General features: G+C 69.4%; 12 protein-coding genes. 3 read left to right on the top strand and 9 right to left on the bottom strand.

The window, feature by feature from the left end:
• Positions 1 to 13: 13 nt before the first annotated feature.
• The 9 genes from BLQ14_RS08815 to BLQ14_RS08855 all read right to left on the bottom strand — a co-directional run bounded on the left by BLQ14_RS08815 (position 14) and on the right by BLQ14_RS08855 (position 8885).
• Positions 14 to 1591, bottom strand: coding sequence for a nitrite reductase (locus BLQ14_RS08815; protein ID WP_092500164.1), 1578 nt, complete (start codon positions 1589 to 1591; stop codon positions 14 to 16).
• Positions 1566 to 2783 carry a heme d1 biosynthesis radical SAM protein NirJ gene (nirJ, locus tag BLQ14_RS08820; protein WP_092500165.1) on the bottom strand — a complete coding sequence of 406 codons (1218 nt, stop codon included), beginning with the start codon at positions 2781 to 2783 and terminating at the stop codon, positions 1566 to 1568. Before nirJ ends, BLQ14_RS08815 begins: the two co-directional genes overlap by 26 nt.
• 4 nt (positions 2784 to 2787) lie before the next feature.
• Positions 2788 to 3273, bottom strand: coding sequence for a siroheme decarboxylase subunit beta (gene ahbB, locus BLQ14_RS08825; RefSeq protein ID WP_092500166.1), 486 nt, complete (start codon positions 3271 to 3273; stop codon positions 2788 to 2790).
• Entirely contained in the window at positions 3270 to 3737 is a 468-nt protein-coding gene (locus BLQ14_RS08830) for an Lrp/AsnC family transcriptional regulator (RefSeq protein ID WP_092500167.1), read from the bottom strand. The genes ahbB (BLQ14_RS08825) and BLQ14_RS08830 overlap by 4 nt, the downstream gene beginning before the upstream one ends.
• Complete coding sequence (ahbB, locus tag BLQ14_RS08835; RefSeq protein WP_092500168.1) at positions 3734 to 4735, bottom strand: siroheme decarboxylase subunit beta; 1002 nt, start codon at positions 4733 to 4735, stop codon at positions 3734 to 3736. Before ahbB (BLQ14_RS08835) ends, BLQ14_RS08830 begins: the two co-directional genes overlap by 4 nt.
• A gap of 3 nt (positions 4736 to 4738) precedes the next feature.
• Positions 4739 to 5911 (bottom strand): cytochrome D1 domain-containing protein, encoded by a 1173-nt coding sequence (locus tag BLQ14_RS08840; protein ID WP_092500169.1) that lies wholly within the window; start codon positions 5909 to 5911, stop codon positions 4739 to 4741.
• Positions 5908 to 6219: a c-type cytochrome gene (locus BLQ14_RS08845; RefSeq protein ID WP_092500170.1), complete on the bottom strand. Its 312-nt coding sequence runs from the start codon at positions 6217 to 6219 to the stop codon at positions 5908 to 5910. Before BLQ14_RS08845 ends, BLQ14_RS08840 begins: the two co-directional genes overlap by 4 nt.
• A gap of 3 nt (positions 6220 to 6222) precedes the next feature.
• Positions 6223 to 7050 (bottom strand): uroporphyrinogen-III C-methyltransferase, encoded by an 828-nt coding sequence (gene cobA / locus BLQ14_RS08850; RefSeq protein WP_092500171.1) that lies wholly within the window; start codon positions 7048 to 7050, stop codon positions 6223 to 6225.
• Positions 7051 to 7130: 80 nt separating this feature from the next.
• A complete protein-coding gene (locus BLQ14_RS08855; RefSeq protein WP_092500172.1) occupies positions 7131 to 8885 on the bottom strand; it encodes a nitrite reductase in 1755 nt (584 codons plus the stop codon).
• Positions 8886 to 9006: 121 nt separating this feature from the next.
• On the opposite strand from BLQ14_RS08855, the gene BLQ14_RS08860 reads away from it, so the two are divergent.
• From BLQ14_RS08860 to BLQ14_RS08870, 3 genes are read left to right on the top strand one after another with little or no spacing between them, the layout of a single operon-like run.
• Positions 9007 to 11094 (top strand): NosR/NirI family protein, encoded by a 2088-nt coding sequence (locus BLQ14_RS08860; RefSeq protein ID WP_092500173.1) that lies wholly within the window; start codon positions 9007 to 9009, stop codon positions 11092 to 11094.
• Positions 11091 to 12308, top strand: coding sequence for an NnrS family protein (locus BLQ14_RS08865; protein WP_092500174.1), 1218 nt, complete (start codon positions 11091 to 11093; stop codon positions 12306 to 12308). Before BLQ14_RS08860 ends, BLQ14_RS08865 begins: the two co-directional genes overlap by 4 nt.
• On the top strand, positions 12305 to 13198 hold the full coding sequence (locus BLQ14_RS08870) for an FAD:protein FMN transferase (RefSeq protein ID WP_092500175.1): 894 nt from the start codon (positions 12305 to 12307) through the stop codon (positions 13196 to 13198). The genes BLQ14_RS08865 and BLQ14_RS08870 overlap by 4 nt, the downstream gene beginning before the upstream one ends.
• Positions 13199 to 13201: the final 3 nt, after the last annotated feature.

Raw genomic sequence — 13201 nt, forward strand, 5'->3', positions numbered from 1 at the left:
AGCAGGGCATGGCTCAGTGGCTCGTGCCTTCCGAGAAGCGGATCTTGTTCCACACGTTGTACTTGCCCGAGGGCTTCCGCATGGGCAGGCGCGTGACCTCCTCGAGCGTGGCGGCGTCATAGACGATGAGGGCGCCCTCATCTTCCCAGACGCTGACAAAGGCATGGCTGCCGTCGCGGTCGAACTCCACATGCGCCACGGTCGCTCCGGGCACGGGGCGCAGCGTGCGCACGATCTCGAGGCTCTGCTTGTCGATGACATGCATCACGTCGCGGTTGGGGCCGAAGAACACATCCGCCCAGAGATAGGGCGTGTTCTCGTGGCTGCGCAGGAAGAAGCCGGGGCCGAGCGTCTCGATCACCTTCACCACCTCGAAGGTTTCGGTGTCGATCACCGTGAGCTTGCCCTCCTTCAGATGCGGCGTGGCCATCACGCGCCGCCCGTCGGCCATCGTCCACGAGATGCCCGAGCCCAGATGCGGCATGCCGGGCAGGGGCAGCTCGGCAACCACCCGCCCGACATTGAGATTGACCACCACCCCGCGGCTGCCATCGCGCGAGGCACCGATGAGGTGGCGGTAGTCGGTGGTGAAGAAGAAATCGTCGATCGGCTCCTCGAGCAGGATGCGGCGGCGGGCGAAGAGCCCCTCTTCGGCGCCCACAGCCTCGACCATGCCGGCCTCGCGGGAGTGCACGAAGCCCTCGTAGAAGGGGCCGGCATCAGGGTCCGTGGCGATCTCCCAGATTTCGGGAGCATCCTTCAGCGCGAGGATGAAGCTCTTGCGCTGGGGCGCCTGATAGACGGCGGATACGCGCGAGGGCGTGCCGTCGCGGGCGATCACGTCGATCACGCGCACGGGCTCGAGCGTGCCGGCATCGAGGATGGAGAGCGAGCGCGGCAGGTAGTTGGCCACCGCAAGCCACCTGCCGTCATGGCTGAGCGCAATGTTGCGCGCATTGATGCCCGCGCGCACGCGCCCCACCTCGGCAAGCGACCAGATGTCATACTTCTGCACCCAGCCGTCGCGCGACATGATGTAGGCAAAGCGGCCGTCGGGGCTGAACTTGACCCCGCCATGCACGGCATAGGGCGTGGGAAAGCGGTCGAGGATGGCGAAGCTGTCGCCATCGAGCACGCTGACGTGATGGTCGCCCTTCTCCACCACCAGCGTGATGTTCATCGGGTCGGGCTCGAAGACGGGCGCGGCCGCGGGGGTGTAGTCCCCGGACATCTCGCGGCTCGCGGCGATCTCGGCCATGCCCCAGACGGGGAGCGGCTCCACCGGCTCATGCAGCCAGGCGGCGAGCGCGGCGATCTCTGTCTCGCCCAGCACCTCGCCGAAGGCCGGCATCTGCGTGGCCGGGCGGCCGTCGCGGATCACTGCCTCAAGCCGCTCCCCCTTGAGCCGGCCGAGCGTTTCGGGGATGAGCACCGGACCCTGCCCGCCGAGCCGCCCCTCGCCGTGGCAGGCGGCGCAATGCTCGGCGTAGAGGGCGGCGGCATCCTGAGCCGCAGCGCCGACAGGGGCGAGCGCGGCAAGGGCGAGTGCAAGGAGCGAAGCGCGGTCAGAAGAAGCGATGAGCCGGATCATGTGACTTGCCTCGGAAGGGGGTGACTTCCACGCGCGGGCCGCCGGTCTCGACGCCGATCTCGGCGTCATCGAGATAGCACGCCGGGTCTTCGGCCCAGGGATCGCCGGTGAGCTGCAGGGCGCGAATGCGGGTGTTGCCGCCGCACACATCCTTGAAGGCGCAGGCGCCGCAGCGGCCCTTGAGCGGGCGGGGGCGGCGGCGCAGCTCGGCCAGCATCGGATCATCGCCCGTCCAGAGCGCCGAGAAGGGCGTCTCCTTCACGCTGCCGACGGTGTAGTCGGACCAGTAGGTGTCGGGGTGCACGCGGCCCTGATGGTCGATATTGGCCACGCCCACGCCGGAGGAATTGCCGCCCCAGGCGGCAAGATGGGCGCGCAGATGGGCGCAGGTGGCGTCATCGAAGCGCGACTCGGCCCATTTGAGGAAGGCCACCGCATCGGCGTCGTTGTTGCCGGTGACGATGTCGAAGCGTTCGCCCGCTTCAACCGCCTGCCATGCCACCTCGATCAGCCGGGCGATGGCGGCGCGGGCGCGGGCGCGGTCTGCATCCTCGGCCCGGTGCTTGTCGCCGCGCCCGGCATAGACGAGATGGCTGAGATAGAACTTGTCCACCCCCTCGGCGCGGCAGAGGGCGAGGATGTCGTCGAGCTGATCGGCATTGTCGCGGGTGATGGTGAAGCGCAGGCCCACCTTGATGCCGCGCGCCTTGCACTCCCGCACGCCGCGCACCGCCGCCTCATAGGCGCCGTCCACGCCACGGAACCAGTCGTTGGTGGCGCCGATGCCGTCGATGGAGATGCCGACATAGTCGAAGCCGATCTCGGCGATGCGGTCGGCCGTCTCACCGGCAATCTTCGTGCCGTTGGTGGACAGCGCCAGATAGCGCACCTGCCTGCGCGCCGCTTGGGCGATGTCGAAGAAGTCGAAGCGGTCGAGCGGCTCGCCTCCCGAGAGGATCAGCGCCGGCACGCCGAAGGCGCCGATGTCCTCGACCACGCCCATCGCCTGTTCGTGGCTGAGCTCGCCGGGGAAGTGGACATCGGCCGAGACGGTGTAGCAGTGCCGGCAGCGCAGGTTGCAGCGGCGGGTGAGGTTCCAGATCACCACCGGCTTGACGGGCCGGCCGGGCGGGCGGGTGCGCACCGGGGTCGGGTTGGTGATCTGGCGCATGTAGTCGCTGAGGCGGAACATCCCCTCACTCCTTGCGCTTGAGCCGAAGGCCCGTTTTCTTGAGGATGCGGCGCGAGAGCAGCATGTCGTCGGCGCGGCAGGCCTCCCCCAGCATCGCCCGGATCTTGGCGCGCTTCTCCTCCACCTCCTCGCGGCTTGTGCCGTGGACCATGGCGAAAAGATTGTAGGGCCAGTCGGGCAGCGCGGGCGGGCGCAGGTAGCAGTGCGAGACGAAATCGAGCGCGCCCACCTGCGCCCCGAGCGCCTCGGCCCGGCCGTCGTCCACGTCCCACACCGTCATGCCGTTGAAGGTGAGCCCCAGCGCGTAGTGGTTGGGTGCGGCGGCGATGCGGCGGATGATGCCGGCCGCACGCATGGCGGCAAGCCGGTCGATGACCTCGCCCTCGGGCAGGCCGAGCCGCGCGCCGATCTCGGCAAAGGGCTCGGGCACGAGCGGCAGCCCGGCCTGCGTCTCGGCGATCAGCGCGCGGTCGGTCGCATCAAGCTTCATGCCGCCACCCGGAAGCCGATGAAGAACTCCCGCTCCTTTGGAAAGCGGAACACCCTCAGCCCCGTCTGCGCCTCGATCCTGTCTGCCACGGTGTCGATCTCCTCGCGCGTCTCGGTGGCCAGAACAAACCACATGTTCAGCCTGTGATCGCGCTCATAATTGTGCGCGACCTCCGGCTGCGCATTGACCTGGATCATCACTTCGTCGAATCGCTCCGGCGGCACCGCCATGGCGCAGAGGCAGAAGGCACCGCCCATCGCCTCGGCGTCGAAGAAGGGGCCGAAGCGGGTGATGATGCCCTCCGCGCGCAGCCGCTCGAGCCTTTCGAGAAGGTCGCGCTCGCCGATGCCCAGCTCCTCGGCCACCACCGCAAAGGGACGCGAGACAAGCGGCAGGTCGTCCTGCAGCCGGTTGAGAATGGCGCGGTCGAACGCGTCGAGCTCTGCCCTCACCTCCCGCCTCATCGGGCAACCCCCGCGCGCCAGTGAGGCGCGGCGTCGATGAGCGCGCCGCTTTGCTTGAAGCAGCGCACCGAGAACAGGACCTCGCGCCGCACGCTGGCAAGGCCGTGGGCCTCGGCCGCGCGCTCGAGCGTGGCCAGCGCCTCGGCACGGCTCTTGGCGTGGATCATCGTGTAAAGCCGGTAGGGCCAACCCGGCGCCGGGCGGCGCTCATAGCACAGGGTGATACCGGGCGTTGCCGCGAGCGCGGGGCCGGCGGAATCGATCTCCTCGGGGGTCATGTCCCACACCACCATCGCGTTTGCCGTCCAGCCGAGGCTGCGATGGCGTACGATGATGCCGAGGCGCGAGATGATGCCGGCCTCGCCAAGCTCCCGAACCCGGCCCATCACCTCCGCACGTGCCCGGCCCAGGCGCGCGGCAAGTGCTCCCCAGGGGTCGGGGCAGAGCTCGAGCCCTTCGGTGAGCCCCTGCAGGATAGGCCGGTCGCCGGGCTCGAGGAGCTCGCGCCGGGGCGCGCGGGGCGCGGGCGGCAGCGCGTTCGTCTTCGACAGCGAAAAGCCCAGATCGACGTTGAAGGCGCGCCTCAGCCGCAGATCGAGGGCGGCAAGACCCGTGTCGCGCCGGAGCCGCTCCAGCCGGCTCTCGACATAGGCCGAATCGGGTCCGGTGAGAACGAACCAGAAGTTCCAGTCATGCTCGCGCAGATAGGCGTGGTTGACACCCGGCTCGCCGGCAACGAGGGCGGCGACACCATCGATGCGCCCGTCGGGAACGCGCATCGCCACGAGGGTGCTGGCCGAGATCGTGTTGGGCGCCACTGTCGCCCCCACACGGCTGATGCGGCCCTCGGCGGCGAGCCGCGCGAGCCGGTCGAGCACCTCCGCCTCCGAAAGGCCGAGCGCCCGGCCGATCTCGGCAAAGGGGCGATCGCAGACGGGAAAGCCGCGCTGGTTGGCGTCGATCAGGCGAATGTCGGTGGGGTCCAGTCGCTCGGGCATGGTTCAGAGTCCGATCCTGTGGGCTCGGGCGGTGAAGAAGATGCCCGAGGGGCTTGTCGCCTCGATCTCGGCGAGCTGCTCGAGGCTCTGCGTGTCGAAGATCTTCACCCGGTTCTCGTCGCGCACCGAGATCCACACCTCCCGCCCGCGCGGGGCGAATTCCATGTGCAGCGTCGCCGGGCCGGTGTTCAGCGTGTGGATGACCTGCCGGCTTTGCGTGTCGATCACCTGCACCACGTCGTTGAGCGGATGGGCGAAGTTCACCCACACCTGCCGGCCGTCCGGGCGGGCCATGGCAAAGACCGGCTGGCCGTGGGTCGGGGTGACGCCCATGGGCTCGAAGCTGCGCCCGTCCACCCACAGCACCTCATGCAGCCCCACCGCGGGCAGCACGAAGGCCTCGCCGGTGTAGGCCCAGCCTTCGAGATGCGGCATCTTGTAGACGGGCAGCTTCTCGTCATGGGCGGCATAGCCGGGCAGGATCGGGCGGGGGGCGGGGCGCTCGGCCCAGAGGTCGATGAGGCTCAGATGATCCTCGCCGAAAAGCCCGGCGATGTAGAAGCGCCCGTTGCCGGTGACGAGCCCGTCATAGGGCCGGTCTCCCACCCCCGCGATCCGGGTGATGAGGGGGGCGCCCGCGCCTTCGAAGTCGGCGATCCATGTCTCGCCCCTGTCCCACAGCGAGAAGACGAAACGGCGGCCGGGCGCATCGACGAGCCCCACCGTCTTCGAGTCGGCGGGAATGTCGGCGACCATCTCGAGCGTCTCGGCATCGAAGACGCGCACGCCGCCGGGCTCGTAGTTCGACACCGCGACGAGCTGGCCGTCGTCGGAGATCGCCCCGCCGATGGAGTTGCCCGCCTGCATCACGCGCCCGGCGATGCGGGCCTCGATCATGTCGAGCCTGGTCAGCCCGCCGTCGCGGCCGAAGATGAAGGCAAAGCGCTCGTCGGGCGAATAGACGGCCGAGGCGTGGGAGAGATCGCCCAAGCCCTCCACTCGCGCAACGGCCGCCCGCGCGATGCGGTCCACGATCAGCACCGAGCCGCTGGCGCGCTCGATGACGATCCCGAGCCCGCCGGTGGCGCGCGCGGTGCATCCCTCGGGGCCGCCCCCGCGGGCCGCGAGAGGCGCGGCGCCAAGCGCCGCTGCGGCGAGAAACTCCCTGCGTCTCATTGTGACTCTCCCTTTCTGAGGTAGGCGATGATCGCCTCGAGCTCGCCCGGCCCGAGGAGCGCCCGCCACGGCGGCATCGGCGTGTCCGGCACGCCGTCAAGGATGATCTCGGCAAGCGTCTCGTCGTCGTATTTCGCCACCGCCTCGGGGGTGATCGCCGGGCCAAGCCCGCCCTTGAGGGTGAGCCCGTGACAGGAGCCGCAATCCTGGCGCACGAGCCGCTCCACGTCGCGGGCCTCTTCGGCTTGAGCCGTCGCCCCCGTGAGCATGAGGAGCGTCAGCATGAGGAGGCTTGCCAGCCAGGGCATGGGTCAGATCCCCTTCAGCGCCGCCGCTATGCGATTGGCCGCTCCGGCCCCGATCGCGGCCGCGGAAAGGGTGAGGCGCTCGCCCCCGCCCGCATCGGCCAGCCGCACCACGTCGCCCACGATGAAGAGCACCGGCGAGGGCAGGGGCGAGAGGCGCATCTCAAGCCCGATCCGGTCGAGCCGCGAGACGTGACGCTGCTCGGCCGCGGTGGTGGCGCCGCTCACCGCCATCACCGGCGTCGCGCCCGGCCGGCCCGCCGCCATCAGGTGGAAGGCGATCTCGGCGATATTGGTCGCGCCCATGTAGATGACGAGCGTGGTTGCGGGGTCGGAAAGGCCCTGCCAGTCGAGATCGAGCGGCGCGCTGCCCTGGCGGTGGCCGGTGACATAGCGCACGCCCGAGGCAAGGCCGCGATGGGTGAGCGGCACGCCGGTTCCGGCCGCCGCGCCCTGCGCCGAGGTGATGCCGGGGCAGATGTCAACCGCGATGCCGCGGGCGCGCAGATACGCCGCCTCCTCCGAGCCGCGGCCAAAGATGAACGGGTCACCCCCCTTCAGTCGGACCACCTCGAGCCCCTCGCGGGCCAACTCGGCGAGAATCTCGTTGATCCGCTCCTGCGGCACGCTGTGAAAGCCCGCCGCCTTGCCGACGGGGATCATCCGCGCGCGCGCCGGCGCCATGGCAAGGATCTCGGCCGAAACCAGCCGGTCATGCACCACCGCATCGGCGCGCTCGAGAAGCCGCACGGCCTTGAGCGTCAGAAGTTCGGGGTCGCCGGGGCCTGCCCCGACAAGATGCACCCGGCCTTTTGCCGCTTCGCGCTCAGCCATCGCCTTCGGCCTCCCCTTCGGGGTGAATTACTAGGGTTCCGGGGGCCGGAAGATGTCCGGCCCCCGGCTGATGGACGTCCTCAGTAGACGTCGTTGCGGGTGTTGTAGACGTTGAACTTGCCCGTCGGCGTGATCAGGCGCGGATCCTTGATCACGTGCTTGAGCTCCAGCGTCTTGTCGTCAACCACGACGATGGCCGACTCCTTGTCCGAGGAGTTCCAGACCGAGAACCAGATCTCGGTTCCCTCGCGGTTGAACTCACCCTGCACCACGCGCGGCTGGCCCTCGGCGATGCCGGCCCATTCGGCAATCGGCAGCACCGTGTATTCGGGCTCTTCCTGCGTCATGTCCTCGATGCGGAAGGCCGCAACCGAGCCCGAAATCTCCGGGTCGGGGTTGAGGGGCGCGTCCACATAGAGGTGATGCGATTCCGGGTGCGTCTTCACGAAGAGCGAGCCGCCGCCCATCGCATAGAGCGTCTGCACCACCTTCCAAACGTTCTCGGGGTGGCCTTCGGGATCGGTCCCGATCAGCGCCACCGTCTCGTCACCAAGGTGCGAGGTCGCCCAGACCGGCCCGTAGACCGGGTGCACGAAGTTCGCCCCGCGGCCGGGGTGCGGCGTCTGCCCGCCGGTCTCGACCAGGGTGACGAGCTTGTCCTCCTTGGTGTCGATCACCGCGATCTTGCCGCGGGCGTTGGCGGCAACGAGGAAGTAGCGCCCGCTCGAATCGAAGCCGCCGTCATGCAGGAAGCGTTCGGTCTCGATCTCGGTGATCTTGAGATTCTTGAGATCGGTGTAGTCGATCATCAACGTCTTGCCGGTTTCCTTGACGTTGACGATGAACTCCGGCCGGTAGTGCGAGGCGACGATGGAGGCCACGCGTGGCTCGGGGTGATAGGTCTGCTCGTCATAGATCATGCCGCGGGTGGACTTGATCTTGAGCGGCTCGAGCGTCTCGCCGTCCATGATCACCCATTGCGGCGGCCAGTAGGCGCCGGCGATGGCATACTTGTCCTCCCAGCCCTCCATCTTGGAGGTCTCCACGGAGCGCGCCTCGGTGCCGATCTTGATCTCGGCGACGGTGGCGGGCGGGTCCATCCACAGGTCGATCATCGTGACCTTGGCGTCACGGCCGATGGTGAAGAGATAGCGCCCCGAGGCCGAAAGCCGGCTGATGTGAACCGCATAGCCGGTGTCGATGACCGCGCGGATCTCGTAGGTGTTCCCGTCGATCAGCGCCACCTGGCCGGCATCGCGCAGCGTCACTGAGAAGAGGTTGTCGATGTCGATGTCGTTCATCTTCTCGGTGGGCCGCTCCTCGGGCGGCAGGATCACCTTCCAGCTCGCCCGCATCTCCGGCATGCCCCACTCGGGCGGCTGCGCCGGATCGAGAAGCAGGTAACGGGCCATCATGTCGACTTCTTCCTCGGTCAGCTCGCCGGAGGTGCCCCAGTTGGGCATGCCGGCGGGCGAGCCATAGTTGATGAAGTCGTGAAGGTACTCGTAGCCGAGTTCGCGGGTGATGTCGGGCGTCAGCGCCTTGCCGGTCGCCCCCTTGCGCAGCACGCCGTGGCAGCCCGCGCAGCGCTCGAAGTAGATGGTGTTGGCGCGGCTGTATTCGGCCGGCGTCATCACCGGGTCACCCGGCTTGCGGCCGGGGATCTCGACGCCGATCTGCGAGAGGGTGTTCATGCTGGGAACGTATTGCCCCCCCGGCTTTGTCTCGTGGCCCTTCGGGGCGTTCTGGGCCCAGGCGCCGGCGGCGCCGAGGCCGACAACGAGCGCGACAGCGGCAGCGCTGCGCAACACCCGTCTGGTCGGTATCGCAGTCATGTCCGTCTCCTTTTCGCCGGAACTTCGGGGAGAAGCCCGCCACCCCTGCTAGATGAGTGCCCGTCTTGCCGCCTTGACTTCGGTCAAGGAGAACGCGGAAAGCCGGTGGCACTGTCCGCGCATGTTCAGAAGCGTCTCCCTTGCGCCCTGCCTTGCCTGCCTCACCGCCGGGCTTGCCCGCGCGCTTGGGCTCCTCGCGCTTGCGGCAGTCATCTCTGCTGCGCCGGCCAGCGCCGAGACACCGGAGGAAAAGGCCGAGCGCGTGGCGGGCGAGCTTGCGGATGTTCTGGCCCAAAGCCTTGCCCCGGCAGCGGGTGCAAGGCTCGAACATCACGCTGCGCCGGTGCCGCACTGGCGCCTTGTTGCGCCGGGGAAGGGCGTTCTCGCCGCCATCGGCTCGAGTCGGGAACTCGTCGCCTCCACGGGTTACTCTGGCCGGCCGCTCGACCTGGTGGTGGCCGTGGGGGTTTCCGGGCCGGGCCGGGGGAAGATCCTCGGCGTGCGGCTTGCCTCGCACGCGGAGCCGGTGCTCACACTGGGGCTCTCGGATGAAGATTTCGCCCGCTTCGCCGAGGGCTTTTCGGGAATCGACCTGAGCCGTCCGCTGGAAGAGGAGAACCGCCCGCCGCCCGCCATCGCCCGTGCCACCGTCACCAGCGGAGTGATGCGTGATGCCGTGCTTCGCACCGCGCGGCTTCTGGCGGAGGCCACGGGTGCGATCTCGGGCGGCGGAATCGACCGGACGGCATTCCGCCCCGCCGGCTGGGCCGAGCTTTCCGGGATCGGCGCGATTGCCACGGCGTCCCTGTCCTTGCAGGAGGCCCGCGCGCAGATGGCCAGTGCCACTGTCCCGCCACCGGAAGGGGAGGGCGACTATGTCCGCCTTCATGTCGCTCTCATCGACCCGCCTACCATCGGGCGCAACCTTCTCGGCGAACACCTCTACGCTCGCGCCATGGCCGAGCTTCTGCCCGGTCAGTCCGTGCTCTTCGTCGGCTCTTCGGGACTTGTCGGCCACCGCGGCACGCGCTGGCGGCGCAAGGGTGTGTTCGAGACGCTGACAATCCGTCAGGGGGAGACGCGCTTTCACCCCTCGGCGGAGGGCTTCATCGCTGTCGACAAGCTTGCCGCCGCGGATGCGCCGCCGCTCGAACAGATGAGCCTCTTCCGCCTGCCCGCCGAGGGCTTCGACCCTGCACAGCCTTTCACGGTGGAGCTGACCATCGCCCGCCCGGCGCGCGGAGGCGGCACGGCCGAGGCGCGGCTGGCCGTGAATTATGCAGTGCCGGCCGAGTTTCGCAGCGCGCCCACGGCGCCGCCCCCGGCAAGCTGGGAAGAGGCCTGGGCGGCGCGCTGGCCGGTCGTCGTCGGGGTGGGGGTGCAGCTCGGCGTGCTGTTTCTCATCCTTCTCTTCCAGACGGTTCTTGTCCGCCACAAGCGGCTGTGGCTGGGGCTTCGGGCGGGTTTTCTCGCCGTCACCTTCCTGTGGCTTGGCCTGTGGGTGGGTGGACAGCTTTCGGTGGTGCAGGTGGCGGCCTTCCTGCATGCGCTTCTGTCGGGCTTTCGCTGGGAGACCTTCCTGATCGAGCCGGTGATCTTCACTCTCTGGTCCTTCGTGGCGCTGGGCCTTCTGTTCTGGGGCCGGGGGGTCTATTGCGGCTGGCTCTGCCCCTTTGGGGCGGCGCAGGAGCTTGCCAACATCGCCGCGCGCCGGCTCGGCATCCGCCAGATCGCCGTGCCGCATGCGGTGCATGAGCGGCTCTGGCTGATCAAATACACCGCCTTCGTCGCCATCATCGCGGTGAGCTTCCACTCGATGGAAAAGGCGCTCCTGCTCGCGGAGATTGAGCCCTTCAAGACCGCCATCACGCTGCGAATGATGCGCGCCTGGCCCTTCGTCCTGTTTGTCGTGGCGCTGCTCGCGGCGGGGCTTTTCATCGAGCGGTTCTACTGCCGCTACCTCTGCCCGCTTGGCGCGGGGCTGGCGATTCCGGCGCGGCTGCGGATCTTCGACTGGCTCGACCGCCGCCCCCAGTGCGGGCGGGAGTGCCGGCTGTGCGAACAGCGCTGCACCGCCGGCGCCATCGACCCGATCGGACGCATCAACCCCAATGAGTGCCTGCTATGCCTGCGATGCCAGATGATCTACCACGACCCGGAAACCTGCGTGGTGCTCAAGCGGCGCGCCCGCGCCGCGGCGACGACATGACCGTGGCCCGGCGCCTGCTGTCGGAAGGCTTCCGGGCGTTCTTTTTCGCCGCGCTCGCCTTTGCCGTCGTCTCGATGCTGGCCTGGCTCTTGTGGCTCGCGGCCCCAGTGCTCGGCGAGACAGCACCGTTTCTTCCCTTTGGCGAAGAGCCGGTGCTGTGGCACGCACATGAAATGGTCTTCGGCTACGGCTCGGCGGCGCTGGGCGGCTTTCTTCTCACCGCCGTTCCCTCATGGACGGGAACCCCGGCCGCACGCATGGGCTTCATCGGATTCGCCGCGGCGCTGTGGCTTGGCGGACGTCTCGCCGTATGGCTCGCGCCGCTCCTGCCGCCTCCGGCCGTGGCCCTTGCCGCGCTCGCCTTCCTGCCGGTGGTGATGGCGCGGGTGGCCGATCAGCTGCGCCGCCGGCCGAAGCCGCAGAACGTGGCCTTCCTTTTCTTCCTCGTGCTGGCCTGGCTGGCCGATCTGCGCGTGCAGATCGCCTGGATGCAGGGAGAAGACGCACATGCCGGGCTTCTGGCCGGGCTCCTGACACTGGGAGCAATGATCGCGGTGATCGGGGGGCGCGTGACGCCTGCCTTCACACGCAACGCCATGAAGCGGGCCGGAGAGGCGGAGGCGCGCTGGCCCGTCTCGCTCAGGGCCGCCGATCTGGCGGCCATCTTCGCCACGACCGCGGCCGCCTTGCTGACGCTTCTTGGCAGCGAAGGCGCGCTCACGGCTGGCCTCCTTTGCCTTGCCGGGCTGGCGCAGCTTCTGCGCCTGATGCGCTGGCGGCTGGGCTTTGCCTTGGGCCAACCGATCCTCTGGTCGCTGCATCTGGGCATGGCGGCGCTCGGGCTGGGGCTCCTCGCGCTCGGGCTGTCCGGTTTCGGGCTCATGCCCGAGGGCGCGGCGGTACATGTTCTCGGCATCGGTGCTGTGGGCGGCATGACGCTCGCGGTGATGAGCCGGGCGATCCTGGGCCACACGGGCCGGGGGCTGGTGGCGCCGGGGCCGGTGGCCTTGGCCTACGCGCTCCTGCCGCTCGCCGCCCTGACGCGCGCCGGTGCGGAATGGGCCGGTGCCGGGCTCTACCTCGCGCTCCTCGTCGGCGCCGCGCTCCTGTGGGTCGCGGCATTCGCGGCAACGCTTGCCGCGCTCTGGCCGGCGATCTCGGGGCCGCGCGCCGATGCGGGCGCCGCGCCCCCACCGCAGGGGATACGGCCATGACCCTCACCCGACGCCGCTTTCTCGTCACGGCCTCGCTCGCGGGGCTCGCCGCTGCCTTCGGGTACGCCGCGCCTGCGCCGGAGGTCATCTGGCGCGGGCGGGTGTTCGGGGCCGAGGCCTCGATCCGCCTGCGCAGCGAAGCGCCCGAGCGCGCCCGGAGCGCCATTCGCGCCGCCCTTGGCGAGATCGCGCGCGTGGAGCGCGCGGCCAGCCTCTACCGCCGCGACTCCGAACTCGTGCGCCTCAACCGCACGGGCGTGATCGTCAATCCCTCCACGACCCTTTCGGGGCTCCTCGCCCTGTGCGATGCGCTGCATGCGGCCACGGAAGGCGCCTTCGACCCGAGCGTTCAGCCGCTCTTCACCGCCCTTGCGGGCGGTGGCGACGCGGCCCGCGCTCTCGGGCGCGTCGGCTGGCAGCGGGTGAGCCTCACCGGCCGTGAAGTGCGGCTTGGCCGGGGCATGGCGCTCACGCTCAACGGCATCGCCCAGGGCTGGGCCGCCGATCGCGTGGCCGAGGCGCTCGCCGCGCGCGGCTTTGACGAGGTGATGATCGATACCGGCGAGCTGCGCGCGCTAGGCGGTGGCGCGGGGCGCGGGGCGGGCTGGCCGGTGCAGCTTCAGGGCAGGACGCTGCAGCTTGCCGACCGCGCGCTGGCCACCTCCGAGCCGCTCGGCACGGTGCTCGATCGCGCAGGGCGCATCGGCCACATTCTCGATCCGCGCCAGGGCGCCGTTCTCCCCCGCTGGCGCAAGCTCGCCGTCTCCGCCCCCGATGCGGCCGTCGCCGATGGGCTTTCCACCGCGCTCTGTCTGCTCGACGAGGAGGCGCAGGCGCGCGCGCTCCGCCATTTTCCGGCCGCGCGGATCGAGGCGCGGCTGCCGGCCTGAGCT

Source organism: Meinhardsimonia xiamenensis (genome assembly GCF_900102905.1).
GTDB classification, from domain to species: domain Bacteria; phylum Pseudomonadota; class Alphaproteobacteria; order Rhodobacterales; family Rhodobacteraceae; genus Meinhardsimonia; species Meinhardsimonia xiamenensis.

Excerpts from the sequence above, each read along its gene's own strand:
- BLQ14_RS08815 (WP_092500164.1), bottom strand. The coding sequence starts at position 1,591 with ATGATCCGGCTCATCGCTTCTTCTGACCGCGCTTCGCTCCTTGCACTC.
- nirJ (WP_092500165.1), bottom strand. The coding sequence starts at position 2,783 with ATGTTCCGCCTCAGCGACTACATGCGCCAGATCACCAACCCGACCCCG.
- ahbB (WP_092500166.1), bottom strand. The coding sequence starts at position 3,273 with ATGAAGCTTGATGCGACCGACCGCGCGCTGATCGCCGAGACGCAGGCC.
- BLQ14_RS08830 (WP_092500167.1), bottom strand. The coding sequence starts at position 3,737 with ATGAGGCGGGAGGTGAGGGCAGAGCTCGACGCGTTCGACCGCGCCATT.
- ahbB (WP_092500168.1), bottom strand. The coding sequence starts at position 4,735 with ATGCCCGAGCGACTGGACCCCACCGACATTCGCCTGATCGACGCCAAC.
- BLQ14_RS08840 (WP_092500169.1), bottom strand. The coding sequence starts at position 5,911 with ATGAGACGCAGGGAGTTTCTCGCCGCAGCGGCGCTTGGCGCCGCGCCT.
- BLQ14_RS08845 (WP_092500170.1), bottom strand. The coding sequence starts at position 6,219 with ATGCCCTGGCTGGCAAGCCTCCTCATGCTGACGCTCCTCATGCTCACG.
- cobA (WP_092500171.1), bottom strand. The coding sequence starts at position 7,050 with ATGGCTGAGCGCGAAGCGGCAAAAGGCCGGGTGCATCTTGTCGGGGCA.
- BLQ14_RS08855 (WP_092500172.1), bottom strand. The coding sequence starts at position 8,885 with ATGACTGCGATACCGACCAGACGGGTGTTGCGCAGCGCTGCCGCTGTC.
- BLQ14_RS08860 (WP_092500173.1), top strand. The coding sequence starts at position 9,007 with ATGTTCAGAAGCGTCTCCCTTGCGCCCTGCCTTGCCTGCCTCACCGCC.
- BLQ14_RS08865 (WP_092500174.1), top strand. The coding sequence starts at position 11,091 with ATGACCGTGGCCCGGCGCCTGCTGTCGGAAGGCTTCCGGGCGTTCTTT.
- BLQ14_RS08870 (WP_092500175.1), top strand. The coding sequence starts at position 12,305 with ATGACCCTCACCCGACGCCGCTTTCTCGTCACGGCCTCGCTCGCGGGG.